General features: G+C 72.8%; 21 protein-coding genes and 1 pseudogene. 12 read left to right on the top strand and 10 right to left on the bottom strand.

The features are described 5' to 3' along the window. Positions 1-9: 9 nt before the first annotated feature. The gene (locus ACFW6A_RS16225; protein WP_351843341.1) at positions 10-552 is read left to right on the top strand and encodes a hypothetical protein; all 543 of its coding nucleotides are present in this window, start codon (positions 10-12) and stop codon (positions 550-552) included. Here the strand turns inward: ACFW6A_RS16225 and ACFW6A_RS16220 are convergent. Beyond that, entirely contained in the window at positions 512-805 is a 294-nt protein-coding gene (locus ACFW6A_RS16220; RefSeq protein WP_386641148.1) for an IclR family transcriptional regulator C-terminal domain-containing protein, read from the bottom strand. The two genes, ACFW6A_RS16225 and ACFW6A_RS16220, sit on opposite strands and share 41 nt — an antisense overlap. A gap of 35 nt (positions 806-840) precedes the next feature. Between ACFW6A_RS16220 and ACFW6A_RS16215 the strand changes: the two are divergent. Continuing rightward, a pseudogene (locus tag ACFW6A_RS16215) lies at positions 841-1,374 on the top strand (nitroreductase family protein); the annotation flags it as partial. Here ACFW6A_RS16215 and ACFW6A_RS16210 read toward each other — a convergent pair. The 6 genes from ACFW6A_RS16210 to ACFW6A_RS16185 all read right to left on the bottom strand — a co-directional run bounded on the left by ACFW6A_RS16210 (position 1,375) and on the right by ACFW6A_RS16185 (position 7,029). Next, on the bottom strand, positions 1,375-2,541 hold the full coding sequence (locus ACFW6A_RS16210) for a serine hydrolase domain-containing protein (RefSeq protein WP_351843335.1): 1,167 nt from the start codon (positions 2,539-2,541) through the stop codon (positions 1,375-1,377). 95 nt (positions 2,542-2,636) lie between these two features. Further along, positions 2,637-3,350: a response regulator transcription factor gene (locus ACFW6A_RS16205; protein WP_351843333.1), complete on the bottom strand. Its 714-nt coding sequence runs from the start codon at positions 3,348-3,350 to the stop codon at positions 2,637-2,639. Beyond that, positions 3,344-4,495 (bottom strand): histidine kinase, encoded by a 1,152-nt coding sequence (locus ACFW6A_RS16200; protein ID WP_351843331.1) that lies wholly within the window; start codon positions 4,493-4,495, stop codon positions 3,344-3,346. The genes ACFW6A_RS16205 and ACFW6A_RS16200 overlap by 7 nt, the downstream gene beginning before the upstream one ends. After that, a complete protein-coding gene (locus tag ACFW6A_RS16195; protein WP_351843329.1) occupies positions 4,495-5,274 on the bottom strand; it encodes an SAM-dependent methyltransferase in 780 nt (259 codons plus the stop codon). Before ACFW6A_RS16195 ends, ACFW6A_RS16200 begins: the two co-directional genes overlap by 1 nt. Further along, positions 5,274-5,960 (bottom strand): glycerophosphodiester phosphodiesterase, encoded by a 687-nt coding sequence (locus tag ACFW6A_RS16190; protein WP_351843327.1) that lies wholly within the window; start codon positions 5,958-5,960, stop codon positions 5,274-5,276. Before ACFW6A_RS16190 ends, ACFW6A_RS16195 begins: the two co-directional genes overlap by 1 nt. A gap of 37 nt (positions 5,961-5,997) precedes the next feature. Beyond that, entirely contained in the window at positions 5,998-7,029 is a 1,032-nt protein-coding gene (locus ACFW6A_RS16185; RefSeq protein ID WP_351843325.1) for an adenosine deaminase, read from the bottom strand. Positions 7,030-7,104: 75 nt separating this feature from the next. Between ACFW6A_RS16185 and ACFW6A_RS16180 the strand changes: the two genes are divergently transcribed. Next, positions 7,105-7,803 (top strand): DUF4190 domain-containing protein, encoded by a 699-nt coding sequence (locus ACFW6A_RS16180; protein WP_351843323.1) that lies wholly within the window; start codon positions 7,105-7,107, stop codon positions 7,801-7,803. Here the strand turns inward: ACFW6A_RS16180 and ACFW6A_RS16175 are convergent. Further along, entirely contained in the window at positions 7,783-8,355 is a 573-nt protein-coding gene (locus tag ACFW6A_RS16175) for an NADAR family protein (protein WP_386641145.1), read from the bottom strand. The genes ACFW6A_RS16180 and ACFW6A_RS16175 overlap by 21 nt on opposite strands. Positions 8,356-8,530: 175 nt before the next feature. On the opposite strand from ACFW6A_RS16175, the gene ACFW6A_RS16170 reads away from it, so the two are divergent. The 8 genes from ACFW6A_RS16170 (at position 8,531) to ACFW6A_RS16135 (ending at position 18,263) form a co-directional block, all read left to right on the top strand. Beyond that, positions 8,531-10,045 (top strand): gamma-aminobutyraldehyde dehydrogenase, encoded by a 1,515-nt coding sequence (locus tag ACFW6A_RS16170; protein WP_351843318.1) that lies wholly within the window; start codon positions 8,531-8,533, stop codon positions 10,043-10,045. Positions 10,046-10,095: 50 nt separating this feature from the next. Continuing rightward, the gene (locus ACFW6A_RS16165; protein ID WP_351843316.1) at positions 10,096-11,343 is read left to right on the top strand and encodes a spermidine/putrescine ABC transporter substrate-binding protein; all 1,248 of its coding nucleotides are present in this window, start codon (positions 10,096-10,098) and stop codon (positions 11,341-11,343) included. A gap of 56 nt (positions 11,344-11,399) precedes the next feature. Next, on the top strand, positions 11,400-12,548 hold the full coding sequence (locus ACFW6A_RS16160) for an ABC transporter ATP-binding protein (RefSeq protein ID WP_351843314.1): 1,149 nt from the start codon (positions 11,400-11,402) through the stop codon (positions 12,546-12,548). Beyond that, positions 12,545-13,474 (top strand): ABC transporter permease, encoded by a 930-nt coding sequence (locus ACFW6A_RS16155; protein ID WP_351843312.1) that lies wholly within the window; start codon positions 12,545-12,547, stop codon positions 13,472-13,474. Before ACFW6A_RS16160 ends, ACFW6A_RS16155 begins: the two co-directional genes overlap by 4 nt. Further along, a complete protein-coding gene (locus tag ACFW6A_RS16150) occupies positions 13,474-14,268 on the top strand; it encodes an ABC transporter permease (RefSeq protein ID WP_351843310.1) in 795 nt (264 codons plus the stop codon). The genes ACFW6A_RS16155 and ACFW6A_RS16150 overlap by 1 nt, the downstream gene beginning before the upstream one ends. Before the next feature lie 36 nt (positions 14,269-14,304). Then, positions 14,305-15,723 (top strand): NAD(P)/FAD-dependent oxidoreductase, encoded by a 1,419-nt coding sequence (locus ACFW6A_RS16145; RefSeq protein ID WP_386641140.1) that lies wholly within the window; start codon positions 14,305-14,307, stop codon positions 15,721-15,723. A 130-nt stretch (positions 15,724-15,853) separates the two neighbouring features. After that, the gene (locus tag ACFW6A_RS16140; RefSeq protein ID WP_351843306.1) at positions 15,854-16,336 is read left to right on the top strand and encodes a hypothetical protein; all 483 of its coding nucleotides are present in this window, start codon (positions 15,854-15,856) and stop codon (positions 16,334-16,336) included. 121 nt (positions 16,337-16,457) lie between these two features. Continuing rightward, positions 16,458-18,263, top strand: coding sequence for a chitinase (locus tag ACFW6A_RS16135; RefSeq protein ID WP_386476261.1), 1,806 nt, complete (start codon positions 16,458-16,460; stop codon positions 18,261-18,263). On the opposite strand, the gene ACFW6A_RS16130 is transcribed toward ACFW6A_RS16135, so the two are convergent. Beyond that, the gene (locus ACFW6A_RS16130; protein ID WP_351843302.1) at positions 18,229-18,963 is read right to left on the bottom strand and encodes a phosphatase PAP2 family protein; all 735 of its coding nucleotides are present in this window, start codon (positions 18,961-18,963) and stop codon (positions 18,229-18,231) included. The two genes, ACFW6A_RS16135 and ACFW6A_RS16130, sit on opposite strands and share 35 nt — an antisense overlap. A gap of 125 nt (positions 18,964-19,088) precedes the next feature. After that, entirely contained in the window at positions 19,089-20,423 is a 1,335-nt protein-coding gene (gene gabT, locus ACFW6A_RS16125) for a 4-aminobutyrate--2-oxoglutarate transaminase (RefSeq protein WP_351843300.1), read from the bottom strand. A gap of 246 nt (positions 20,424-20,669) precedes the next feature. Here gabT and ACFW6A_RS16120 point away from each other — a divergent pair, with 246 nt between their 5' ends. Continuing rightward, the gene (locus ACFW6A_RS16120; protein WP_386476264.1) at positions 20,670-23,060 is read left to right on the top strand and encodes an ATP/GTP-binding protein; all 2,391 of its coding nucleotides are present in this window, start codon (positions 20,670-20,672) and stop codon (positions 23,058-23,060) included. Positions 23,061-23,082 lie beyond the last annotated feature (22 nt).

The following is a 23,082-nucleotide window of genomic DNA, read 5'->3' as shown; positions in this document are numbered from 1 at the left end:
GCTGTGCCCATGAGCGACACGAACGGGCCGAGAGCCCTTCTCGCGCGCATCCGCGCCTGGCTGATCTTCTTCGTCGTCTGTCTCGTCCTGAGCGGGGCCACCGCCTTCCCGCTCGTCACCGAACTCCGCTGGCTCGACTCCTCCCTGACCGGCTGGGCGGCGCCGGTCGCGGAGGCCCTGCCCGGGCTCGCCGAATGGATCCACAAGGTGGCCGGCGGGGTCGAGGCGGCCGGCGCCGACGCCCCGTACCTCCTCTACGGCACCGACTGGCTCGCCTTCGCCCACCTCGTCATCGCCGTCGCCTTCCACGGCGTGTACCGCGACCCCGTCCGCAACGTCTGGGTCGTCGAGTTCGGCATGATCGCCTGCGTCGGCATCATCCCCCTCGCGCTGATCTGCGGGCCGATCCGGGACATCCCCTTCTGGTGGTCGGTGATCGACATGTCCTTCGGGGTCCTCGGCATCCTGCCCCTGATCCACGTCCGCCGCATGATCAAGCGGCTGGAGGCCGTCACGGCGACGGCGGCGGCACCGGAGGCCGTACCCGCGTAGCCGCCGCCCGGACCGCCGCCGCCACCCGGTCCAGGGGGACGCCGGTGGGGACGGTCACGCCCAGCGCGGCGACCGTCCCCGCCGGCCCCCGCACCGGAGCCGCCACCGTCACCTCGCCCAGCCGGAACTCCTCGGCGCAGACCGCGAGTCCCGCCGCCCGCACCCGGGCCAGCCGGCCGGCCGGCGCCCCCGGCACGACCACCGTGTGCCGGGTGTGCCGGGGCAGCTCCGCCGGCGGCGCGGCCAGCAGCACCTGCCCGTACGCCGTCGCGTTGGGTCGACCTCGCCGTCCAGGCGCCCACCGGCCGCAACCGGCAGCGCTGGCACTTCGTGATCGTCACCGACCCGGAGCGCCGGGCCGTCCTCGCCGACCTGTGGCGGGCCTCCCTGGACGCGCCCGGGGCCCACCAGCCGCTGCCCGCCCGGGACGTGCGCCGGGCCGAGGTCGCGCCCGGGGTGATGGACCGGGTGTACGCGGGCGTCGGCCACCTGTACCGGCACCTGCACGAGGTGCCCGCCTACGTCATCCCCTGCGTGGAGGGGCGGACCGAGGGGCTCTCCGTCACCCACCAGGCCGGGACCCGGGGGTCGATCCTGCCGGCCGCGTGGAGCTTCATGCCGGCCGCCCGCGAGCGCGGCCTCGGCACCGTGTGGACGACCGGGAACCTGCCGCTGGAGCGGGAGTTCGCCGCCGTCCTCGGCATCCCCTACGGGGAGGTCATGCAGGCCGCCTTCATCCCCGTCGCGTACACGATCGGCACCGACTTCCGCCCCGCCCGGCGGATCCCCCGCGAGCAGGTCCTGCACGGGGACCGCTGGTGATCAGCCGGGCAGGCCGTAGGCCGCGACCATCAGCGCGAGGACCGTCGGAGGGGCGTCCTGGCCCTTCGCGTCCGTCGAGTTGACGCTGTAGACCAGGGTCCGCTCCCCGCGGCGGGTCGAGGCGATGGCCGCGTTGTAGCCCCAGCGGCCGCCGGTCTTGCCCCACACCTCGCGCCCGCCGAGCCTCTTCATCGACAGTCCCGCCGAGTACGCCGCCGGGGCCCCGGTCGAGAAGTCCGCCACCTCCGGCAGGGTGAACATCTCCTCCAGGAGCGGACCGCGCACCACCCGGCCCGCGAACAGGGCCCGGGTGAAGCGCTCCAGGTCCGCCGTGGTCGACACCAGGTCGCCGGCCGCCCAGCCGTCCGTCGCCCGCCACACCGACGCGTCCCGCAGCCCCGTCGTCCCGTCCTCCAGCCGCATCAGCTGGTAGCCGTGGTTGTACGCGCCCCGGATCTCCGCCTCGCGCCCCGGCAGATAGGTGTCCCGCAGTCCGAGCGGGCGCAGGATCCGCCGCTCCACCGCGTGCTCGAAGGAGTCGCCGGTGACCCGCTCGACCAGCAGGCCCGCGATCGTGTAACCGATGTTCAGGTAGTGCTGCCGGGTCCCCGGCCGGAACTCGCGGGGCTTCGCCGTCGCCGAGCGGACCAGGTCCTCCGGGTCGTGGACGTCGAAGCGGTGCGCGTACCACTCCTCCACGGTCGCCCCGGGCAGGTCCGCGGCGGGGATGCCGTGGGTGTGGTTCAGGAGCTGGCGGACGGTCACCGTCGCGTACCGCCCCGGGATCAGGTCCGGCAGGTACGAGCGGGCCGTGCGGTCCAGGTCGATCCGGCCCTCGGCGGCCAGCCGGAGCACCGTCGCCGCCGTGAAGACCTTCGTCACCGAACCGGCCCGGAAGCGGGCCGCCGGATCGGCCGGCGCCCCCGACTCCAGGTCGCGCACCCCGGCGCTCCCCGCCCAGGTGCCCTCGGTGCCGCCGACCCGGACCAGGGCCGCCGTCGCGTCGGCGCGCGGCAGCCCCGCGATCACCGCGGACAGGTCGGGGGCCGTCACCTCGGTGCCCGGGGCCGGGGCCGTGGCCGCGAAGGCGGGGGAGAGGGTGGCCGGGCCCGCCGTGACGCCCAGCAGCAGGGCGGCGGCGAGCAGGGTGCGCAGGGGCTTTCTCATGGTCGACTCCGGTGGTGTGGGCCGTCGTTCTCGATGGACCCATCCTGCTGACCGGCGCCCCCGGGCGGATCGCCCGCACCGGCGGTCCTCGCCGGTCAGCCCCTCGCCGGAGCGGGGGAGGCGCCCCCGCCCGGGAATCCCCCCGGCGGGGGAGGCCCCGGCGCCACCAGGCCCGTCTCGTAGGCGCAGATCACCGCCTGGATCCGGTCCCGCAGCCCCAGCTTCGCCAGCACGTGGCCCACGTGGGTCTTCACCGTGTGCTCGCTCACCACCAGCTCCGCCGCGATCTCCGCGTTCGACCGGCCCCGCGCGAGCAGCAGCAGCGTCTCCCGCTCCCGGGCCGTCAGCACGTCCAGCCGCGGATCCGGCCCCGCGGCCCGGCGCGGACCGCCCGCCGTGTACTGCTCCACCAGCCGGCGCGCCACCGAGGGCGCCAGGAGCGAGTCGCCCGCCGCCACCACCCGCACCGCGTGCACCAGGTCGTCCCGGCGCACGTCCTTGAGGAGGAAGCCGCTCGCGCCCGCGTGCAGCGCCTCGTACACGTGGGCGTCCGAGTCGAAGGTCGTCAGCATCACCGTCCGGCAGGCGCTCTCCGCGCTGATCGTCCGGCACGCCTCGATGCCGTCCGTCCGGGGCATCCGGATGTCGAGCAGCGCCACGTCGGGCCGGTGCCGCCGCACCGCCTCCACGGCCGCCGCCCCGTCCGCCGCCTCCGCCACCACCTCGATGTCCTCCTGGACGTCGAGGATCAGCGCGAAACCGCTGCGGACCAGCTCCTGGTCGTCGGCCACCACCACGCGGATCACCACGCTCCCACCTCCGCCGGGGAGGGTACGGGCAGTTCCGCCCGCACCTCGAATCCGCGGCCGTCCGGCCCGGGGCCCGCCGTCGCCGTGCCGCCGTGCGCCGCCGCCCGCTCCCGCATCCCGGCCAGACCGTGCCCCGCCGTCCGCCCCGCCGCAGTCCGGGGACCGCGCCCGTCGTCGCGCACCAGGACGGTCAGCAGGGCGCCGGACCGGTCGATCCGGACGGTGGCGGTACGGGCCCGGGCGTGCCGGACGGTGTTGGTCAGCGCCTCCTGGGCGATCCGGTACGCGGTCGCCGCGAGCGGGGCGGGCAGCCCGGCCAGCCCGCCGGAGGCCTCGTACCGCACGTCGAGCCCGCCGGCCCGCACCCGGTCGAGCAGCGCGGGCAGCTCCGCCAGGTCGGGCTGGGGCGACCGCCCGTCGCCGGAGTCCTCGTCCCGCAGCACGCCCAGCATCCGCCGCAACTGGTCCATCGCGTCCCGCCCGGTCGCCGAGATCGCCTCGAACGCGGCCTCGGCCCGCTCCGGCGCCCGGCGCACCGCCACCGGGCCCGCCTCCGCCTGCACGATCATCAGGGACACCGCGTGCGACAGGATGTCGTGCATCTCCCGCGCGATCCGGGCCCGTTCGCGGGCCGCCGCCCGCTCCGCCTCGACGGCGTGCGCCCGCTGCCGGGCGTCGGTCAGCCGCCCGAGGACGTAGGCGGCGGCGAACACGAAGAGCGAGAAGGTCAGTTCGCGGGCCGACCGCGTGTTGAGCCACACCGACACCGGCACCGCGATCAGCATCAGCCCCGCCGTCACCGCCCGCTGCCAGGCCGGCGCCAGGACCGCGATCGTGTACACGCACACCAGCCCCTGGTACGGCAGCGGCTGCCCCGGCCCCTCCACGGCCAGCCGGTACAGCGCGCTCGCGGCGAGCACCGCGAGCAGCACCGTCATCGGCGCCCGCCGCCGCCACACCAGCGGCAGCACGGTCAGCGCCGTCAGGCCGTACGCGGACCAGGTCGCCGGCTCCAGCTCCGGCGGGCGCGGCACCACGAACGGCATCGTCACCGCCGCCTGCACGAGCAGCGCGAGCCCCGCGTCCACCGCCCCCGGATGCGCCGCGCCCCACTCCCGGGCCTGGCCCAGCCCCCGTGTCCGCATTACGGCTTGCGGCCCACCGCGCCGAACTGGGCCACCGCGGCGGCCTCCGGCGCGCCCCAGCGGGCGCAGGAGACGACGCCCGGTTCCAGCAGCTCCAGGCCGTCGAAGAAGGAGGTGAACTCCTCGCGGGTGCGGGCGGTGATCGGCGGGGTCGCGTTCTCGTTCCAGAACGCCATCGCCGCCTCGTTGCCCTCGCCGCCCAGCTCCGGCTCCAGCGTCGGGTGGGTGAGGACCAGGTGGCTGCCGGACGGCATCGCGTCCATCAGCGTCCGCACGATCGACCGGGCCTCGTCGGTGTCCAGGACGAAGTTGAGGATGCCGAGCATCAGCACCGCCACCGGCCGCTCCAGGTCCAGCACCTCGCCCGCCGCCGCCAGGATCTTCTCCGGGTCGTGCGCGTCGGCGTCGACGTACTCGGTGACGCCCTCGGGCGCGCTGGTGAGCAGCGCGCGGGCGTGGGTGAGGACGATCGGGTCGTTGTCGACGTAGACGATCCGGGCGTCCGGCGCGACCCGCTGCGCCACCTCGTGGGTGTTGTCGGCGGTGGGCAGCCCGGTGCCGATGTCGAGGAACTGGCGGATCCCGGCCCCGCCGGCCAGCCCGGTGACCACCCGGCCGAGGAACGCCCGGTCCGCGCGGGCGACTTCGCCGATGCTCGGGTAGAAGGAGGTGACCTGGTCGCCCACGGCCCGGTCCACCGGGTAGTTGTCCTTGCCGCCCAGCCAGTAGTTCCACACCCGGGCGTTGTGGGCGATGTCGGTGCGGATCCGGTCGTTCATCAGGGAGCCTTTCGCAGGACGGCGGTGAGGACGTCGACCCGGTTGGTGGTGATCGAGTCGACCCCGTTCGCGATCAGCCTACGCATGCTCCTGCGGGTGTCCGGCGTCCAGGCGGAAACGAGCAGCCCGTCCCGGTGCACGCGCTCGGTCAGCGCCGGACTCACGAGCCCGAAGCGGTAGTTGAGCCACTTCGGGCGGACCGCGTCGAGCAGCACCGGACGCGGCGGGGCCAGCGAGGTCCAGGTGAGCGCGATCTCCGCGTGCGGGTCGGCGGCCCGCACCCGGAGCATGGCGACGGCGCCCGCGCAGTAGTAGACCCGCTCGCCGGCCCCGGCCTCGCGGACCGCGCCGACGATCTTCCGCACCGAGTCCTCGTTCCCGCCGGGCAGGTCGAGCATCAGCCGGCGCGCCCCGGCCGCCAGGAGCGCGTCGCGGAGCGTCGGTACGGCGCCGTGCGTCAGCTCGCGCAGCTGCTCGTGGGTGAGCGCGGAGAGCGGCCGGTCGTGGCCCCAGAGCCGCTTCAGGGTGTCGTCGTGCAGGAGGACGGGCACCCCGTCCCTCGTGAGCCGGACGTCGACCTCGACCGCGTCCGCGCCCCGCTCGAAGGCGGAGCCGATCGAGGGCAGGGTGTTCTCGCGGGCGCGGTACGGGTCGCCGCGGTGGGCTACGACAGTGACGGATCGCATGCGCCCATTCTCGGGGGCCCCGGCCCGCCGGGCGGCCTCAGCGCGCCAGCCACTCCTCCGTGTACGCGTCGATCTCGGCGGCCAGCCGCCGCTTGCCCGCCGGGTCGAGGAAGGACGCCTCGACGGCGTTCTTCGCGAGCCCGGCGAGACCGCGCTCGTCGAGGCCGAGGAGGCGGGCGGCGACCGCGTACTCGTTGTTCAGGTCGCTGCCGAACATCGGCGGGTCGTCGCTGTTGACGGTCACCAGGACCCCGGTGTCCACCATCTGCCGGATCGGGTGCTCGTCGAGGGTGGCCACCGCGCGGGTCGCGATGTTGGAGGTCGGGCAGACCTCCAGGGCGATCCGGTGCTCGGCCAGGTGCGCGAGCAGCTCCGGGTCCCCGACCGAGCTGGTGCCGTGGCCGATGCGCTCGGCGCCCAGCTCGCGCAGGGCGTCCCAGACCGTCTCCGGGCCGGTGGTCTCGCCCGCGTGCGGCACCGAGTGGAGCCCGGCCGCCCTGGCCCGGTCGAAGTACGGCTTGAACTGCGGGCGCGGCACCCCGATCTCCGGGCCGCCGAGACCGAAGGAGACCAGGCCCTCGGGGCGGATGCCGTCGGTGACGGCCAGCCGCGCGGTCTCCTCGGCGGCCTCCAGGCCGGCCTCGCCGGGGATGTCGAAGCACCAGCGCAGGACGGTGCCGAACTCGGCCTCCGCCGCCTTGCGGGCGTCCTCGATCGCCGCCATGAACGCCCGCTCGTCGATGCCGCGGCGGGTGGAGGAGTACGGGGTGACGGTCAGCTCGGCGTAGCGGATGTTCTGCCGGGCCATGTCCCGGGCGACCTCGAAGGTCAGCAGCCGGACGTCCTCGGGGGTGCGCACGAGGTCCACGACGGAGAGGTACACGTCGATGAAGTGCGCGAAGTCGGTGAAGGTGAAGTAGTCGGCCAGCGCCTCCGGGTCGGTCGGGACCTTGGAGTCCGGGTGCCGGGCGGCCAGCTCGGAGACGATCCGCGGGGAGGCGGAGCCGACGTGGTGGACGTGCAGCTCGGCCTTGGGCAGGCCCGCGATGAAGGGGTGGAGGTCGGTCATCGGGTCATCGTAGGCCGGTCGGGAGCGGGCGACGGGGACGCCGTAGCATGACCGGACCACGGAGGGGAGCCCACTTTGTCCGAGAACGCAGACCCGCGCCCGCAGGACCGCGAGGCCGCCGACCCGTGGGCTCCGCCGGAGCGGCGGAACGAGCCGGTGGAGCTGGGCAAGCGGCCCGCCGCGGACCCGCCGGTCCACGACCGGCCGACGGTCGCCTCGATACCCGTCGGCGACCCGGCCGGCGGAGAGCTGCCGCCGCCCCCGGTCGCCCCCGGCGGCCCGTCCGCGTACGGCGCCCCGACGCCCCCGCCCGCGTACGGCTACCCGCCGGCCGGGCCGTCCGCGTACGGCTACCCGCCCGCCGGGCCGTCCGCGTACGGCCACTCGGCCGCCGGCCCCGGCGCGTACGGCTACCCGCCGGTCCCTCCCTCGCCGTACGGGCCGGTGCCCGGCCAGTACAACGGCATGGGAACGGCCGGCATGGTGCTCGGCATCATCGGCACCTGCCTCTTCTGGTTCTACGGCGTCCCGTCGATCGTGCTCGGCGTCCTCGCCCTGATCTTCGGCATCCTCGGCCGCAAGCGGGCCAACCGCGGCGAGGCGAGCAACGGCGGGGCCGCCACCGCGGGCATCGTCCTCGGCGTCGTCTCGGCGGTCCTCGGCGCGGCGGTCATCGCGCTCGTCGTCTGGGCCGTCGTGAGCTACGACGAGTACGAGGAGAGCGAGCGGGAGGGCACGACGACCTCAGCGGTCCTAGTGCCCGGCGACCGCTGATCCCGCCCCCGTCCGCAGCCGCTCCCGGGCCTCCATCAGCGCGAAGCCCAGCAGGTTGAGCCCGCGCCAGCGGGCCGGGTCGTGCGCGCCGGGGTCCCCGGCGGCGAGCCCGATGCCCCAGACGCGGTCCACCGGGCTCGCCTCCACGAGGACCCGGGCGCCGGTGCCCAGCAGATAGCTCCGCAGCCCCTCGTCGGAGGCGAACTTGTGGACGCTGCCGGCCACCACGATCGCGGAGCGCTCCCGCGCCCACACGGCCTCGTCGAAGCCGCGGACCAGCCGTCCGGCGCTCTTCGCCTGCGCGGGCGAGGGCGCGGCGAGCGCCGCCCGCTCCGCCTCGGCGTCACCGAAGAGGCGCGCCTTCCCGGCCATCATCCAGTGCTCGGCCGTCGCGTAGCGCCCGCCGTCGACCACGAACGGTGACGGCCACCACTGGCTCAGGCAGCTCGCCGAGAGCCGCCCGTCCGGGGCCGGACGGTGGCCCCAGAAGTGCAGCCACTTCACCTTCTTACCCCTGCTGACCTGCTGTGTCAGCTCTTCGACGGTCATCATGCACGCGAGTCTGGCATCCGCGACAGACATGTCGTACGAAGATTTTCCCGCGACCTCGACACTTGGTCGACCGATTCCGTCGAGTAACCAAAAGGCAACAACGGAATCACTTGTTCGGGCCGTATCGCTCTGTCAGGATCGGCACTCAATTCGAGCTGGGACAACGGAGAGCGTCATGGGCAACCGCTTCCAGGTGACGGACCGCTTCGCGGACGGCGCGCAGTACATCGGCGGACGGCTCCGCCCCGGGACCTCGGGACAGACGCACAGCGTCGTCGACCCCGCCACCGGCGAGAGCGTGTACACCTACGCCCTCGCCTCCACGGCGGACGTCGACGAGGCCGTGGCCGCCGCCAAGGCCGCCTTCCCCGGCTGGGCGGGCGCCACCCCCGGCGAGCGCTCCGACGCCCTGCACCGCCTGGCCGGGGTCCTCGCCGAGCGGGCGGAGGACTTCGCCCGGGCCGAATCCCTCCAGTGCGGCAAGCCGATCCGGCTCACCACCGAGTTCGACGTGCCCGGCACCATCGACAACACCGCCTTCTTCGCCGGCGCGGCCCGCCACCTCCAGGGCCAGTCCGCCGCCGAGTACTCCGGCGACCACACCTCGTACGTGCGGCGCGAGCCGCTCGGCGTGGTCGGCTCCATCGCCCCCTGGAACTACCCCCTCCAGATGGCCGCCTGGAAGATCCTCCCGGCGATCGCCGCCGGCAACACGATCGTCCTGAAGCCGGCCGAGCTGACCCCGCTCACCTCCCTGATGTTCGCCCAGGCGGCGAAGGAGGCGGGCATCCCCGACGGCGTGGTCAACGTCGTCACCGGCACCGGCCGGGAGGCCGGCGAGCACCTGGTCGGCCACCCGGACGTCGTCATGACCTCCTTCACCGGCTCCACCGCGGTCGGCAAGCGGGTCGCCGAGGTCGCCACCGCCACCGTCAAGCGGCTCCACCTGGAGCTGGGCGGCAAGGCGCCCTTCGTCGTCTTCGACGACGCCGACCTGGAGGCCGCGGCCCACGGCGCCGTCGCCGCCTCCCTCATCAACACCGGTCAGGACTGCACCGCCGCCACCCGCGCCTACGTCCAGCGCCCGCTCTTCGACGCCTTCGTCGCGCGGGTCGCCGAGCTGATGGAGACCGTCCGGCTCGGCGACCCCGCCGACCCGGCCACCGACCTCGGCCCGCTGGTCTCCCACGTCCACCGCGACCGGGTCGCCGGCTTCGTCGAGCGGGCCCGCGGCTACGCGACCGTCGTCACCGGAGGCGAAGCCCCTGGTGGAGAGCTCAAGAACGGCGCATACTACCGTCCCACCCTGATCACCGGCGCCGCGCAGGACAGCGAGGTCGTGCAGTCGGAGATCTTCGGACCGGTCCTGGTGGCCCTGCCCTTCGACACCGACGACGAGGGCATCCGGCTCGCCAACGACACCCCGTACGGCCTCGCCGCCTCCGCCTGGAGCCGCGACGTCTACCGGGCGAACAGGGCCACCCGCGAGATCAAGGCCGGCTGCGTCTGGGTCAACGACCACATCCCGATCATCAGCGAGATGCCGCACGGGGGAACCAAGGCGTCCGGCTACGGAAAGGACATGTCCGCCTACTCCTTCGAGGAGTACACGCAGGTCAAGCACGTGATGTTCGACAACACCGCGGTGGCGGCCAAGGACTGGCACCGCACGATCTTCGGGGACCGATAGCCGTCAGCCGCCCGACCAGCGGCGCAACCCATCCCGAAAGGGCACAGCGCATGGAGCAGTACGAGCCCGACAGCCTGTCCGCCGCCCAGCTCGCGGCGATCAGGCGCAGCATGACGAGCGGCCGTGGTGCCCTCAGCCGCCGTTCACTGCTGCGGGCCGGCGGAGCGGGCGCGCTGACGGTCGGCGGCCTGGCCGGCCTCACCGCCTGCGGCATCCCCCCGGCCAAGCGGGAGGGCCAGGGCCCGGCGTCCACGGACGTCTCGGCCAAGGAGAAGACCGTCAGCTTCTCCAACTGGACCGAGTACATGGACGTCAGCGAGGACGAGAAGTCCCGCCCCACCCTGGAGGCGTTCGCCGAGCGCACCGGGATCAAGGTCAAGTACACCGAGGACATCAACGACAACGTCGAGTTCTTCGGCAAGATCAAGCCGCAGCTCGCCGCCGGCCAGGACACCGGCCGCGACCTGATCTGCGTGACCGACTGGCTCGCCGCGCGCATCATCCGGCTCGGCTGGGCGCAGAAGCTCGACCCGGCGAACCTGCCCAACGCCTACGCGAACCTCTCCGCCCAGTTCCGCCGCCCCGACTGGGACCCGGGCCGGTCCTACTCGTACCCCTGGACCGGCATCTCCACCGTCATCGCCTACAACGTGAAGGCGACCGGCGGGAAGAAGGTCGACTCGGTCAGCCAGCTCCTCGACGACCCCGCCCTCAAGGGCCGGGTCGGCTTCCTCACCGAGATGCGCGACACCGTCGGCATGACCCTGCTGGACATGGGCAAGGACCCGGGGAAGTTCACCGACGCCGACTACGACGCGGCGATCGGCCGCCTCCAGAAGGCCGTCGACAAGAAGCAGATCCGCCGCTTCACCGGCAACGACTACACCTCGGACCTGGACAAGGGCGACCTCGCGGCCTGCCTCGCCTGGGCCGGCGACATCATCCAGCTCCAGGCGGACAACCCGGACATCCAGTACACGATCCCGAACGCCGGGTACATCACCTCGACGGACAACCTGCTGGTCCCGGCGCAGTCCGGCCACAAGACCAACGCCGAGAAGCTCATCGACTACTACTACGAGCTCCCGGTGGCCGCCCAGCTCGCCGCCTACATCAACTACGTCTGCCCCGTCGACGGGGTCAAGGACGAGCTGGCCAAGATCGATCCCGAGCTCGCCGCCAACACGCTGATCCTCCCGGACAAGGCCATGGCCAGGAAGTCCCGCGCCTTCCGCTCGCTGACCAGCGAGGAGGAGACGGCGTACGAGGAGAAGTTCGCCAAGCTCATCGGCGCCTGAGCCGTCGTCCACCGTCACCAGGCCACGAAGCCACGAAGATCCGGGACCGCACATCCATGACTGACAAGACCACCGGCGGCGACGTCCGACTCACCGGGATCAGCAAGACCTACGGCGCCTTCACCGCCGTCCACCCCCTCGACCTCACCGTCCCGCAGGGCTCCTTCTTCGCCCTGCTCGGCGCCTCGGGCTGCGGCAAGACCACCACCCTGCGCATGATCGCCGGCCTGGAGGACCCCTCCACCGGCACGGTCTTCCTCGGCGACCGGGACGTCACCGACCTCCCGCCCTACAAACGGCCGGTCAACACCGTCTTCCAGTCCTACGCGCTCTTCCCGCACATGGACATCTCCGAGAACATCGCCTTCGGCCTGCGCCGCCGCGGCATCAAGTCGGTGAAGAAGCAGGTCGACGACATGCTGGAGCTCGTCCAGCTCGGCGACAAGGCCCGGCACAAGCCGCACCAGCTCTCCGGCGGCCAGCAGCAGCGCGTCGCCGTGGCCCGCGCGCTCATCAACCACCCGCAGGTGCTCCTCCTCGACGAGCCGCTCGGCGCCCTCGACCTCAAGCTGCGCCGCCAGATGCAGCTTGAGCTCAAGCGGATCCAGACCGAGGTCGGCATCACCTTCGTGCACGTCACCCACGACCAGGAGGAGGCCATGACCATGGCCGACCAGGTCGCGGTCATGAACGGCGGCCGGGTCGAACAGCTCGGCGCCCCCGCCGACCTCTACGAGAACCCGCAGACCACCTTCGTCGCCAACTTCCTCGGCACCTCCAACCTCATCGAGGCCGAGGTCGTGGAGACCGGTTCCGAGGTCGTCGTCACGGCCGGCGGCGGCAAGCTGAGGCTCCCCGGAGACCGCTGTACCGACGCCGTCCGCCGGGGCGGCAAGCTCCTCGTCGGCGTCCGCCCCGAGAAGATCTCGCTGGCGCACGCCGACGACGCCGGGTCGATCGCGGACGGCCGCAACAAGGTCACCGGCCGGATCGTGGACTCCTCCTTCATCGGCGTCTCCACCCAGTACGTGGTGAACTCGCCGGCCGGCGCGGAGCTCCAGGTCTACGAGCAGAACATCGAGCGCGACGCGCGGCTCCGCCCCGGCGCCGAGGTCGTCCTGCACTGGAACCCGGCCCACACCTTCGGCCTCGACGCGGCGCAGGCCATCGACGCGGGCGTGGAGACGGTGGAGGACGCCGCGTGAGCACGACCCTGACGAAGGAGGCTCCGGGACCGGTCGAGGAACCGGTTCTGCGCAAGCCCCCCACCCGCAAGCGGCTCGTCCCCTACTGGCTGCTGCTCCCCGGCATCCTCTGGCTGGTCGTCTTCTTCGCGCTGCCGCTGGTCTACCAGGCCTCCACCTCGGTGCAGACCGGCTCCCTCGAAGAGGGCTTCCAGGTCACCTGGCACTTCCTGACGTACGTCGACGCCTTCGCCGAGTACTGGCCCCAGCTGCTGCGCTCGCTGCTGTACGCGGGCACCGCGACCCTGCTCTGCCTGCTGCTCGGCTACCCGCTCGCGTACCTCATCGCCTTCAAGGCGGGCCGCTGGCGCAACCTGCTGCTCGTCCTCGTGATCGCGCCCTTCTTCACCAGCTTCCTCATCCGGACGCTGGCCTGGAAGACGATCCTGGCCGACGACAGCCTGGTCGTCGACGCGCTGGGCGCGCTGCACGTCCTCGACGTGACCGGCTGGCTCGGCTGGACCGAGGGCGACCGGGTGCTCGCCACCCCGATGGCGGTCGTCTGCGGCCTCACGTACAACTTCCTGCCGTTCATGATCCTGCCCCTCTACACCTCCCTGGAGCGGATCGACGGCCGGCTGCACGAGGCCGCCCAGGACCTCTACGCCTCCCCGGCGACCACCTTCCGCAAGGTGACCTTCCCGCTGTCGATGCCCGGCGTCGTCTCCGGCACCCTGCTCACCTTCATCCCGGCGAGCGGCGACTACGTCAACGCCGAACTGCTCGGCTCCACCGACACCAAGATGATCGGCAACGTCATCCAGTCGCAGTTCCTGCGCGTCCTCGACTACCCGACGGCCGCCGCCCTGTCCTTCATCCTCATGGCGATCGTGCTGCTCATGGTCACCGTCTACATCCGCAAGGCGGGAACGGAGGACCTCGTCTGATGACCTGGCTGCGCAAGAACCTCGTCGTGGTCGCGGGCCTGCTGACGCTCGCGTACATGATCCTGCCGAACGTCGTGGTCATGGTGTTCTCGTTCAACAAGCCGAACGGGCGCTTCAACTACTCCTGGCAGCAGTTCTCCCTCGACGCCTGGAAGGACCCCTGCGGCGTCGCCGACATGTGCGAGTCGCTGACGCTCTCGCTCCAGCTCGCCGCCTGGGCCACCGTCGGCGCCGTCGTCCTCGGCACCATGATCGCCTTCGCGCTCGTCCGCTACCGCTTCCGGGCGCGCGGCGCGATCAACTCGCTGATCTTCCTGCCGATGGCGATGCCCGAGGTGGTCATGGCCGCCTCGCTGCTCACCCTCTTCCTCAACATGGGGATCGAGCTGGGCTTCTGGACGGTCCTCATCGCCCACATCATGTTCTGCCTGTCGTTCGTCGTGACGGCGGTGAAGGCCCGGGTCATGTCCATGGACCCGCGCCTGGAGGAGGCCGCGCGCGACCTCTACGCGGGGCCCGCGCAGACCTTCCTGCGGGTCACCCTGCCGATCGCCGCGCCCGGCATCGCCGCCGGCGCGCTGCTCGCCTTCGCACTCTCGTTCGACGACTTCATCATCACCAACTTCAACGCGGGCTCCACCGTGACCTTCCCCATGTTCGTCTGGGGCTCGGCACAGCGAGGAACCCCCGTTCAGATCAACGTGATCGGCACCGCGATGTTCGTCCTCGCGGTACTGATCGTGGTGGCCGGACAGATCATCACGAACCGGCGCAAGAAAACGGCAACGGCCTGAGCGTAGGAAGCCCAGGCACCGAAGGAGTTGGAAACCATGGCCCCAGTCGCCATGCGTCTCGCTGCACGATCTCTCTCCGACGCCCAGCCCGTCCCCTTCTGGCTGGAAGACCCCGGCAAGCCCGGCGCCCTGCCCGCCCTCACCGGCACCGAGAAGTGCGACCTCCTCGTGGTCGGCGGCGGTTACAGCGGACTGTGGACCGCGCTCCTGGCCAAGGAGCGCGACCCCTCCCAGGACGTCGTGCTGATCGAGGGCCACGAGGTGGGCTGGGCCGCCTCGGGCCGCAACGGCGGCTTCTGCGCCGCCTCCCTCACCCACGGCTTCGGCAACGGCCTCTCCCGCTGGCCGGGCGAGCTGCCGAAGCTGGAGCGGCTCGGCGCGGCCAACCTCGACGCCATCGAGGAGGCCGTCGCCCGCTACTCCCTGGACTGCGAGTTCGAGCGCACCGGCGAGATCGACGTCGCCACCGAGGCATACCAGGTGGACGAGCTCCACGAGTGGTACGAGGAGGCCGAACGGCTCGGCCTCGCCGGCGGCCTGACCCTCCTCGACCAGGACGCCGTCCGGGCCGAGGTGGACTCGCCGACCTTCCGGGGCGGCCTGTGGGACCGCGACGGCGTCGCCATGCTCCACCCGGCGAAGCTCGCCTGGGGCCTCAAGCGGGCCTGCCTCGACCTCGGCGTGCGGATCTTCGAGAACACCCCGGGCCTCGACCTGGTCTCGGCCGGCGCCGGCATGGCCGTCCGCACCCCGTACGGCCGGGTCGCCGCCCGGCGGGTCGCCCTCGGCACCAACGTCTTCCCGTCGCTGGTCAAGCGGCTGCGCCCGTACACCGTCCCGGTGTACGACTACGCGCTGGTCACCGAACCGCTGACCGACGAGCAGCTCGCCTCCATCGGCTGGAAGAACCGGCAGGGCCTCGGCGACTCCGCCAACCAGTTCCACTACTTCCGGATCACCGCCGACAACCGGATCCTCTGGGGCGGGTACGACGCCATCTATCGCTTCGGCGGCAAGGTGCAGGCGGAGATGGACCACCGCCCGGAGACCTACCTCAAGCTGGCCGAGCACTTCTTCACCTGCTTCCCGCAGCTGGAGGGGCTCCGCTTCAGCCACGCCTGGGGCGGCGCGATCGACACCTGCTCGCGTTTCTCGGCCTTCTTCGGCACCGCCCACCAGGGCAAGGTGGCGTACGCGCAGGGCTACACCGGCCTCGGCGTGGGCGCCACCCGCTTCGGCGCCGAGGTGATGCTCGACCTGCTCGCCGGGGAGCGCACCGAGCGCACGGCGCTGGACATGGTCCGCTCCAAGCCGCTGCCCTTCCCGCCGGAGCCGATCGCCTGGGCCGGCATCGGGATCACCAAGTGGTCGCTGGCCCGCGCCGACGCCAACGGCGGCCGGCGGAACCTCTGGCTGAAGGCGATGGACAGGCTGGGCCTCGGCTTCGACAGCTGAACCCCGCCCCCGTCGGTGTGATTCAGATCACAACCGCTGGGTAGGGAAACCCGCGTAAGAGCGGGGGACCCTCGCGCTCTCTCCGTGTGGACGCGCACTCCGCGCGTCCCCATGGAGAGGAGTTCGCACGATGACACCTACGGGGGCTTCCGGCGTCAGGGCCGCGGTGGAATGGCTGGCCGCGGTCGCACCGGATCCCGACGCCTGCCGCTGGGAGTGGGAGCGCAACCCGCACGGGGTCGCCCTGCTGCCGGCCGGCCTGCGCTGGGACGTGCTGATCCTGCCGGGCGAACTCGGCCACCCCACCCTCGACGTGCTGTCCCGCCTGGTCGACCGGCCCGGACCCGTCCTCGCCGACTTCGGCGACGCCCGCGTCGGCTTCTTCGTCCCGCCCGGCACGGCCGCCCGCTGGCTCGGCACCGGGGTGCGCGGCGCCGGGCCCGGCACCTGGATCGTCGTCCCGTACCCGGGGCGGGTGACCGGGGGAGTGCGCTGGCTCGTCGTGCCGGACGGACGGGGCACCCTCACCGACGCCTCGCTGCTCGAACTGGCCATGCACGAGGCCGCCGGCGGCCCGGCCCGCGCGGAGCCGCGAGGGGGGAGCGCCTCCTGAAACCACCCCCGTGCGCGCACCCCTCCCCAACGCCCGCTCCGTGCAGAGGTCTTGACCACTCGATTGGTCTGGACCATGCTGTGGCGCGCTCCACTCCGATCCCCCACCCCCGGAGGCAGTCGTGGACCGCACCAGACCCCTCACCCTGCTCCTGGCGGGCGCGCTCGCCCTGGGCGGGCTCGCCGCGCTCTCCCCGGCCGCCCAGGCCGCCGACTCCGAACTCGCCCGCAACGGCGGCTTCGAGGCCGGCCTGGACGGCTGGAGCTGTACGGCGGGCAGCGGCGCCGTCGTCTCCTCGCCCGTGCACGGCGGGACGAAGGCGCTCCAGGCCACCCCCGCCGGCAGCGACAACGCCAAGTGCTCCCAGACCATCACCGTGAAGCCCAACTCGGCGTACACGCTCAGCGGCTGGGTCCGCGGCAGCTACGTCTACCTCGGCGTCACCGGCACCGGCACCACCGACGGCTACACCTGGACCCAGTCGGCCCCGGACTGGCAGAAGCTGAGCACCACCTTCACCACCGGCGCGAACACCACCTCGGTCACGGTCTACACCCACGGCTGGTACGGCACCCCCGCCTACCAGGCCGACGACCTCTCGCTCTACGGCCCCGGCGGCGACCCGGTCGCGATCCCCGCCGTCCCCACCGGCCTCGCCGCGGGCAGCCCGACCTCCACCTCGGTGCCGCTCAGCTGGCCCGCGGTCGCCGGAGCCACCTCGTACAAGGTCTACCGCGGCGGCACCCTCGCCGGCACGGTCACCGGCACCTCGTACACCGCCACCGGCCTCACCCCGAACACCCCGTACTCCTTCCAGGTCTCCGCCGCCAACAGCGCCGGCGAGTCCGCGAAGTCCGCGGCCGTCACCGCCACGACGACGTCCGGGGGCGGCGGCGGGGGCGGCGCCGAACTGCCCGCCCGCGCCCTCGTCGGCTACCTCCACGCCAGCTTCGCCAACGGCTCCGGCTACACCCGGATGGCCGACGTCCCCGACTCCTGGGACGTCATCAACCTCGCCTTCGGCGAGCCCACCTCGGTCACCTCCGGCGACATCCGCTTCAAGCTCTGCCCGGTCGCCGAGTGCCCGAACGTCGAGTCCGAGGCCGACTTCAAGGCCGCGATCAAGGCCAAGCAGGCCGCCGGCAAGAAGGTCCTCATCTCCATCGGCGGCCAGAACGGGCAGGTCCAGCTCGCCACCACCGCCGCCCGCGACACCTTCGTCTCCTCCGTCTCGAAGATCATCGACGAGTACGGCCTCGACGGCCTCGACATCGACTTCGAGGGCCACTCGCTCTCGCTCCAGACCGGCGACACCGACTTCCGCAGCCCCACCTCGCCGGTGATCGTCAACCTCATCCAGGCGGTCAAGACCCTCAAGGCCAAGTACGGCGCGAAGTTCGTGCTGACGATGGCCCCCGAGACCTTCTTCGTCCAGCTCGGCTACCAGTACTACGGCTCCGGCCCCTGGGGCGGCCAGGACCCGCGCGCCGGCGCCTACCTCCCGGTCATCCACGCCCTGCGCGACGACCTCACCCTGCTCCACGTCCAGGACTACAACTCCGGCTCCATCATGGGCCTGGACAACCAGTACCACTCCATGGGCGGCGCCGACTTCCACATCGCCATGACCGACATGCTGCTCACCGGCTTCCCGGTCGCCGGCAACGCGGAGCGCTTCTTCCCGGGCCTGCGCCCCGACCAGGTCGCCATCGGCCTCCCGGCCTCCACCCAGGCGGGCAACGGCCACACCAGCCCCGCCGAGGTGAACAAGGCCCTCGACTGCCTCACGAAGAAGACCAACTGCGGCACCTACCAGACCCACGGCACCTGGTCGTCCCTGCGCGGCCTGATGACCTGGTCGATCAACTGGGACCGCTTCAACCAGTGGGAGTTCAGCCGGAACTTCGACGCGTACAACTGGAGCTGACGGCCAGGACCAGGAAGCCCAGGCAGAGACTGGCCAGCACGTCCAGCGGCCAGTGGAAGCCCCGCAGGACCAGCCCCGTCCCCGTCACCGCCGTCAGCACGGCGGCGACGGGGACGAGCCGTCGCGACACCAGGTAGGCGGCGCCGAAGTAGGCCACCATGGCCGTCGCCGTGTGGCCGGACGGGTAGTAGCCCTGGGCCCAGGGTTCGAGGGGACCGGGCCGCGCCGTCCACTCCTTCAGGGGCACGACGAGGAGGGGCACGGCGGCCATCGCGAGACCCGCGTACAGGGCGGCGGCGCGCCGGCCCCGGAAGAACGCGTACGCCATCGCGGCGGCCAGCACGGGCAGCGCCACGGTCAGATTGCCGAGGTCGGAGGCGAGTTCGCTCAGCCACCGGGGAACGGTGTCCACCAGGGACCGGGACACCCGCTCGTCGAGCCTGGTCAAGGGGCCGTGGACGAGCACCTGCCAGGTCACGACGGCGAGGGCGACGAGCGCCGAGAAGAGAGCCGGCCGCCCTGGAACAGGGGGGGTGGTTCCGGGGCGGCCGAGGGGATCGGGCTGCCGCGCGCCCCGGGGGGTGTGGGGCGGGCGGCCGTCCGATCGGTGAGGAGTCCCGGAGCACGAGGCTCCGGCGGCGTGCGCGTCGGCACGGTGCGGGCGGTGCCGGGGATGCTCCGCCCTCGGTGTTTCTCTCATCTGGAGACGACCGTACGGCACGGGGAAGGGGACCGACAGCGGGAAACGCGCCCCGCCATCGGCCCCCCACAGAGTCTTCACTCTTTGCGCCGAACCGTCCGCCGGAGGCCCGCTCCGCGGACCGCTCAGAGGGCGGCGAGCGCCGCCTCGATGACGTCCAGGCCCTCGTTCAGCAGGTCCTCGCCGATGACCAGCGGCGGCAGGAAGCGCAGCACGTTGCCGTAGGTGCCGCAGGTGAGGACGAGGACGCCCTCGTTGTGGCAGTACTTGGCGAGCGCGGCGGCGGCCTCGGCGGCCGGCTCCTTCGTCTCCGGGTCCTTGACGAGCTCGATGGCGATCATGGCGCCGCGGCCGCGGATGTCGCCGATGACCGGGAACTTCTCCTGCATCGCGGTGAGGCGGCCCTTCATGACCTCCTCGATGCGCTTCGCCTTCCCGTTGAGGTCCAGCTCCTTCATCGTCTCGATGGCGCCGAGCGCACCGGCGCAGGCCACCGGGTTGCCGCCGTAGGTGCCGCCCAGACCGCCGCCGTGGACGGAGTCCATGATCTCGGCGCGGCCCGTCACGGCGGCGAGCGGCAGACCGCCCGCGATGCCCTTGGCGGTGGTGATGAGGTCCGGGACGATGCCCTCGTCCTCGCAGGCGAACCACTGGCCGGTGCGGCAGAAGCCGGCCTGGATCTCGTCCGCGACGAAGACGATGCCGTTGTCGTTGGCGAACTTCACGATCGCCGGCAGGAAGCCCTTGGCCGGCTCGATGAAGCCGCCCTCGCCGAGGACCGGCTCGATGACGATCGCGGCGACGTTCTCGGCGCCGATCTGCTTGGTGATGTTGTCGATCGCCTGCGCGGCGGCCTCGGGGCCGGCGTTCTCGGCACCGGTGGGCCAGCGGTAGCCGTAGGCGACCGGCACGCGGTAGACCTCGGGCGCGAACGGACCGAAGCCCTGCTTGTACGGCATGTTCTTCGCCGTCATGCCCATGGTGAGGTTCGTCCGGCCGTGGTAGCCGTGGTCGAAGACGACGACGGCCTGGCGCTTGGTGTACGAACGGGCGATCTTGACGGCGTTCTCGACGGCCTCGGCGCCCGAGTTGAACAGCGCGGACTTCTTGGCGTGGTCGCCCGGGGTCAGCTCGGCCAGCGCCTCGCAGACCTCCACGTAGCCCTCGTACGGCGTCACCATGAAACAGGTGTGGGTGAAGTCCTGCAGCTGCGCGGAGGCGCGGCGCACGACGGCCTCGGCGGAGGCGCCCACGGACGTCACGGCGATGCCGGACCCGAAGTCGATCAGCAGGTTGCCGTCGACGTCCTCGATGATCCCGCCGCCCGCGCGCTTCGTGAACACGGGCAGCGTGGACCCCACGCCCCCGGCGACCGTCTCCAGCCGGCGAGCCTGGAGCTCCTGCGACTTCGGACCGGGAATGGCGGTGACGACGCGCCGCTCCTGCGGGACAGCGTTCATGCGGGGCTCCTGGGGTGTTCTGGACGCTCTTGCGGGTTTCCTCCGCAGGCTAGGCGGGGCCGTGCGCCCCGCGCATGCTACGGATGGGAGTGGTCCCGGCGTGTCCTTGTCCGTATCGGCCATACGCGCGCTGGTGCGGGACGACTCCGTGCCGTCGTCCGGATCCGGGGCGCGATCCGTGACCGAGGCTCTAGATTGGGCCCGGACGACAGGGTCGCGGAGCCGAGGGCCAGGGGGCAGGGGAACATGGAGTTCGAGGGAACGCACGGCTCGCGGAGGACGCACGACGGGCGCCCCCACGCCGACATCCCCCGCCCGGCCGGGGCGCCCGCGGCCTCCGGCGGCGTACCGCCGGCCGCCCCGCCCCGCCTGCCGCCGAAGCCGACGACCGCGCCTGTCGCGGGCCGGAGCGGAAGCACGCTCGTCCAGTGGCTGCGGACCCCGCGCCCCGAGGCCGCCCCCGGCGTCTGGCGGTACGGGCACGTACCCCGTCCCGACCACGAGCCGGACGAGACCCCGCTGCGCACCGTGCTCGCCGGCGCGACGATCTCCCTGCTCGTCGCCGTTCTCCTCTGGTCGCTGCTCCGCAACGGCTACGTCCCCTACTGGAGCGTGCCGATCCGCCTCTTCACTCCGGCCGACTGGTGGCGCCCCCTCGGCGGCGCGCCCGTGCCCGGTACCGGGGGACCCGTTGCCCTGGCCGTCTACCGTTTCGCGCTCTTTGCCGGGGTCTTCGGTGGGATCGGCCGCTTCGGGCGCTGGCCCTACGCCTGGAGCCGGCTCGCCCTGGCATACGGCCGCCGTGCTCAGCTCGTCCTCGCCGCTCTCGCGGGTCTCCTCACCGTCGCCCTCGTCCGCGGTGACTGGCTGCCGCTCCGCCCCCTCGTCCTGTCGATGCTGCCGTACGACCTGACAAGCCCCGACGCGGTCTTCGTCAACCAGGAGATGGAGGACACGGCCACGCTGCTGCTCACCATCGCCACCGCCCTGCCCTTCGTCTGGCTCGCCCTGCGCCGCCCGGCCCCGCGGGCCGGTACCATCGCGGCCCCACGGCCACCCGCCCCCGGCGGGGACCCCGCCGACCCCGCCTCCTGGCCCGAACTGAGGGCCGCCGGTCTTACCGAAGCGGCCGATCGGCTCGCCGCCGAGGCGGCGTCCGGCGCCATGAACGACCTCGACTACGCCCGGATCCGGGCCGCCTGGGAGGCGGCGGGGCACACCCCCGACCGGCAGGCGGCCTTCGTGCGCGAGGTCCACGCCAGGGGCGCGTCGGCCTTCCCGCACCCCTCGGGGGCCCGCTCCCTTGCGGGCCGGGCCGCCACGCACGACCTCGCCCTGCGGCAGGTGCGCCTCGGCACCGTCGCGGACACCGCCCGCAATCCGTACGCGCGCCGCACCACGGGCCTCGCCCTCGACCCCGACGTGCTCGGCACCGGCATGCTCGTCGTCGGTCCTTCGGGCAGCGGCAAGACGACCCGCCTCGTCCGCCCCCTCGTCGAGTCCCTGTCCCTCCAGGCGCTCGCCGGACAGGCCGCCGTCGTCGTGGTCGGCTCCGACACCGCCCCGCTCGGTCCTGACGACGCCTACGACGTCGTCATCCGTGTGGGCGACCCCGCCTCACCGCACGACCTCGACCTGTACGGCGGCACCACCGATCCGGACCGGGCGGCCGCGCTGCTCGCCGACGTCCTGGCCGCCGACGACACCGACACCCGCCGCGCCACCACCGCGCTCGCCCAGCTCCTCGGTCCCTTCCACGCCGTCCACGGCCGATTCCCCTCGGTTCCCGAACTCCGCGAACTCCTCGACGGCGAGCCCGCCCTCCTGCTGACCCTGCGCACGTCCCTCGAAGGGTCCGGCCACGCCTCCCTCGTCCGTGAACTCGACGCCCGCGCACGGCAACGGGGCGCCGACGGCGACCCGGCCTCCCGGCTCGCCGACCGGATCGCCCTCCTCGACCGTCCTGCCTTCGCCGGATTCTTCGACACCTCCGGGGCGACCGCGCCGTTCACCATGCGCGCCCTGGAGCACCCGGTACGCGTCCGGATCGACCTGCCGGAAGCCGGGCACGCCGAGGCGTCACGGCTCCTCGCCCGGCTCGTGCTCGCCCAGTTCCTCGGCCGTGCCGTCGGCCGGAGCGACCGCTCCCGCTTCGCCTGCCTCGTCCTCGACGACGCGGCGCACACCCTGACCGCCGCGACCGTGCGGGGCCTCCAGCGGCTGCGTTCCGCCCACGCCGGTGTCGTCCTCGGGCTCCGTACCGTCGAGGACGTCCCCGAGCACCTGCGCACGCCGCTGTTCGGCGCGGTCGGCTGCCGCTTCGCGCTCGCCGGCGTCACGACCTGGGACGGCAAGCGGTTCGCGGAGACCTGGGGGACCGAATGGGTGGAGACCCGGGACGTCACCAGCCGGACCGTCCGCTCGGACGAACCCCTCACCCGGGTCGCGCACGCCGTGCGCAAGCTCGTCACCGGCAGGGCCGTCACCACCGACGCCGTGACCGTCCGCGAGGTCGAGCGGGAGCGCTGGTCCGCCTCCGACCTGGCGCACGGGGTGCCGCCCGGCCACGCGGTCGTCTCCCTCAGCCATGTGCGGGGGGAGCACACGCCGCCCCTTCTGGTCGACCTGCGCGGCTGAGAGCGCCCCGCGCGCGGGGCCG

This window comes from Streptomyces sp. NPDC058758 (genome assembly GCF_042746075.1).
GTDB lineage: Bacteria > Actinomycetota > Actinomycetes > Streptomycetales > Streptomycetaceae > Streptomyces.
Note: the sequence above shows the minus strand (reverse complement) of the source record. Positions and strands in the feature narration are given on the sequence as shown.

Bases quoted from the DNA above. Each gene is read 5' to 3' on its own strand.
- ACFW6A_RS16225 (WP_351843341.1), top strand. From the start codon at position 10: ATGAGCGACACGAACGGGCCGAGAGCCCTTCTCGCGCGCATCCGCGCC.
- ACFW6A_RS16210 (WP_351843335.1), bottom strand. From the start codon at position 2,541: ATGAGAAAGCCCCTGCGCACCCTGCTCGCCGCCGCCCTGCTGCTGGGC.
- ACFW6A_RS16200 (WP_351843331.1), bottom strand. From the start codon at position 4,495: ATGCGGACACGGGGGCTGGGCCAGGCCCGGGAGTGGGGCGCGGCGCAT.
- ACFW6A_RS16195 (WP_351843329.1), bottom strand. From the start codon at position 5,274: ATGAACGACCGGATCCGCACCGACATCGCCCACAACGCCCGGGTGTGG.
- ACFW6A_RS16190 (WP_351843327.1), bottom strand. From the start codon at position 5,960: ATGCGATCCGTCACTGTCGTAGCCCACCGCGGCGACCCGTACCGCGCC.
- ACFW6A_RS16185 (WP_351843325.1), bottom strand. From the start codon at position 7,029: ATGACCGACCTCCACCCCTTCATCGCGGGCCTGCCCAAGGCCGAGCTG.
- ACFW6A_RS16175 (WP_386641145.1), bottom strand. From the start codon at position 8,355: ATGATGACCGTCGAAGAGCTGACACAGCAGGTCAGCAGGGGTAAGAAG.
- ACFW6A_RS16170 (WP_351843318.1), top strand. From the start codon at position 8,531: ATGGGCAACCGCTTCCAGGTGACGGACCGCTTCGCGGACGGCGCGCAG.
- ACFW6A_RS16165 (WP_351843316.1), top strand. From the start codon at position 10,096: ATGGAGCAGTACGAGCCCGACAGCCTGTCCGCCGCCCAGCTCGCGGCG.
- ACFW6A_RS16160 (WP_351843314.1), top strand. From the start codon at position 11,400: ATGACTGACAAGACCACCGGCGGCGACGTCCGACTCACCGGGATCAGC.
- ACFW6A_RS16150 (WP_351843310.1), top strand. From the start codon at position 13,474: ATGACCTGGCTGCGCAAGAACCTCGTCGTGGTCGCGGGCCTGCTGACG.
- ACFW6A_RS16145 (WP_386641140.1), top strand. From the start codon at position 14,305: ATGGCCCCAGTCGCCATGCGTCTCGCTGCACGATCTCTCTCCGACGCC.
- ACFW6A_RS16140 (WP_351843306.1), top strand. From the start codon at position 15,854: ATGACACCTACGGGGGCTTCCGGCGTCAGGGCCGCGGTGGAATGGCTG.
- ACFW6A_RS16130 (WP_351843302.1), bottom strand. From the start codon at position 18,963: ATGAGAGAAACACCGAGGGCGGAGCATCCCCGGCACCGCCCGCACCGT.
- gabT (WP_351843300.1), bottom strand. From the start codon at position 20,423: ATGAACGCTGTCCCGCAGGAGCGGCGCGTCGTCACCGCCATTCCCGGT.
- ACFW6A_RS16120 (WP_386476264.1), top strand. From the start codon at position 20,670: ATGGAGTTCGAGGGAACGCACGGCTCGCGGAGGACGCACGACGGGCGC.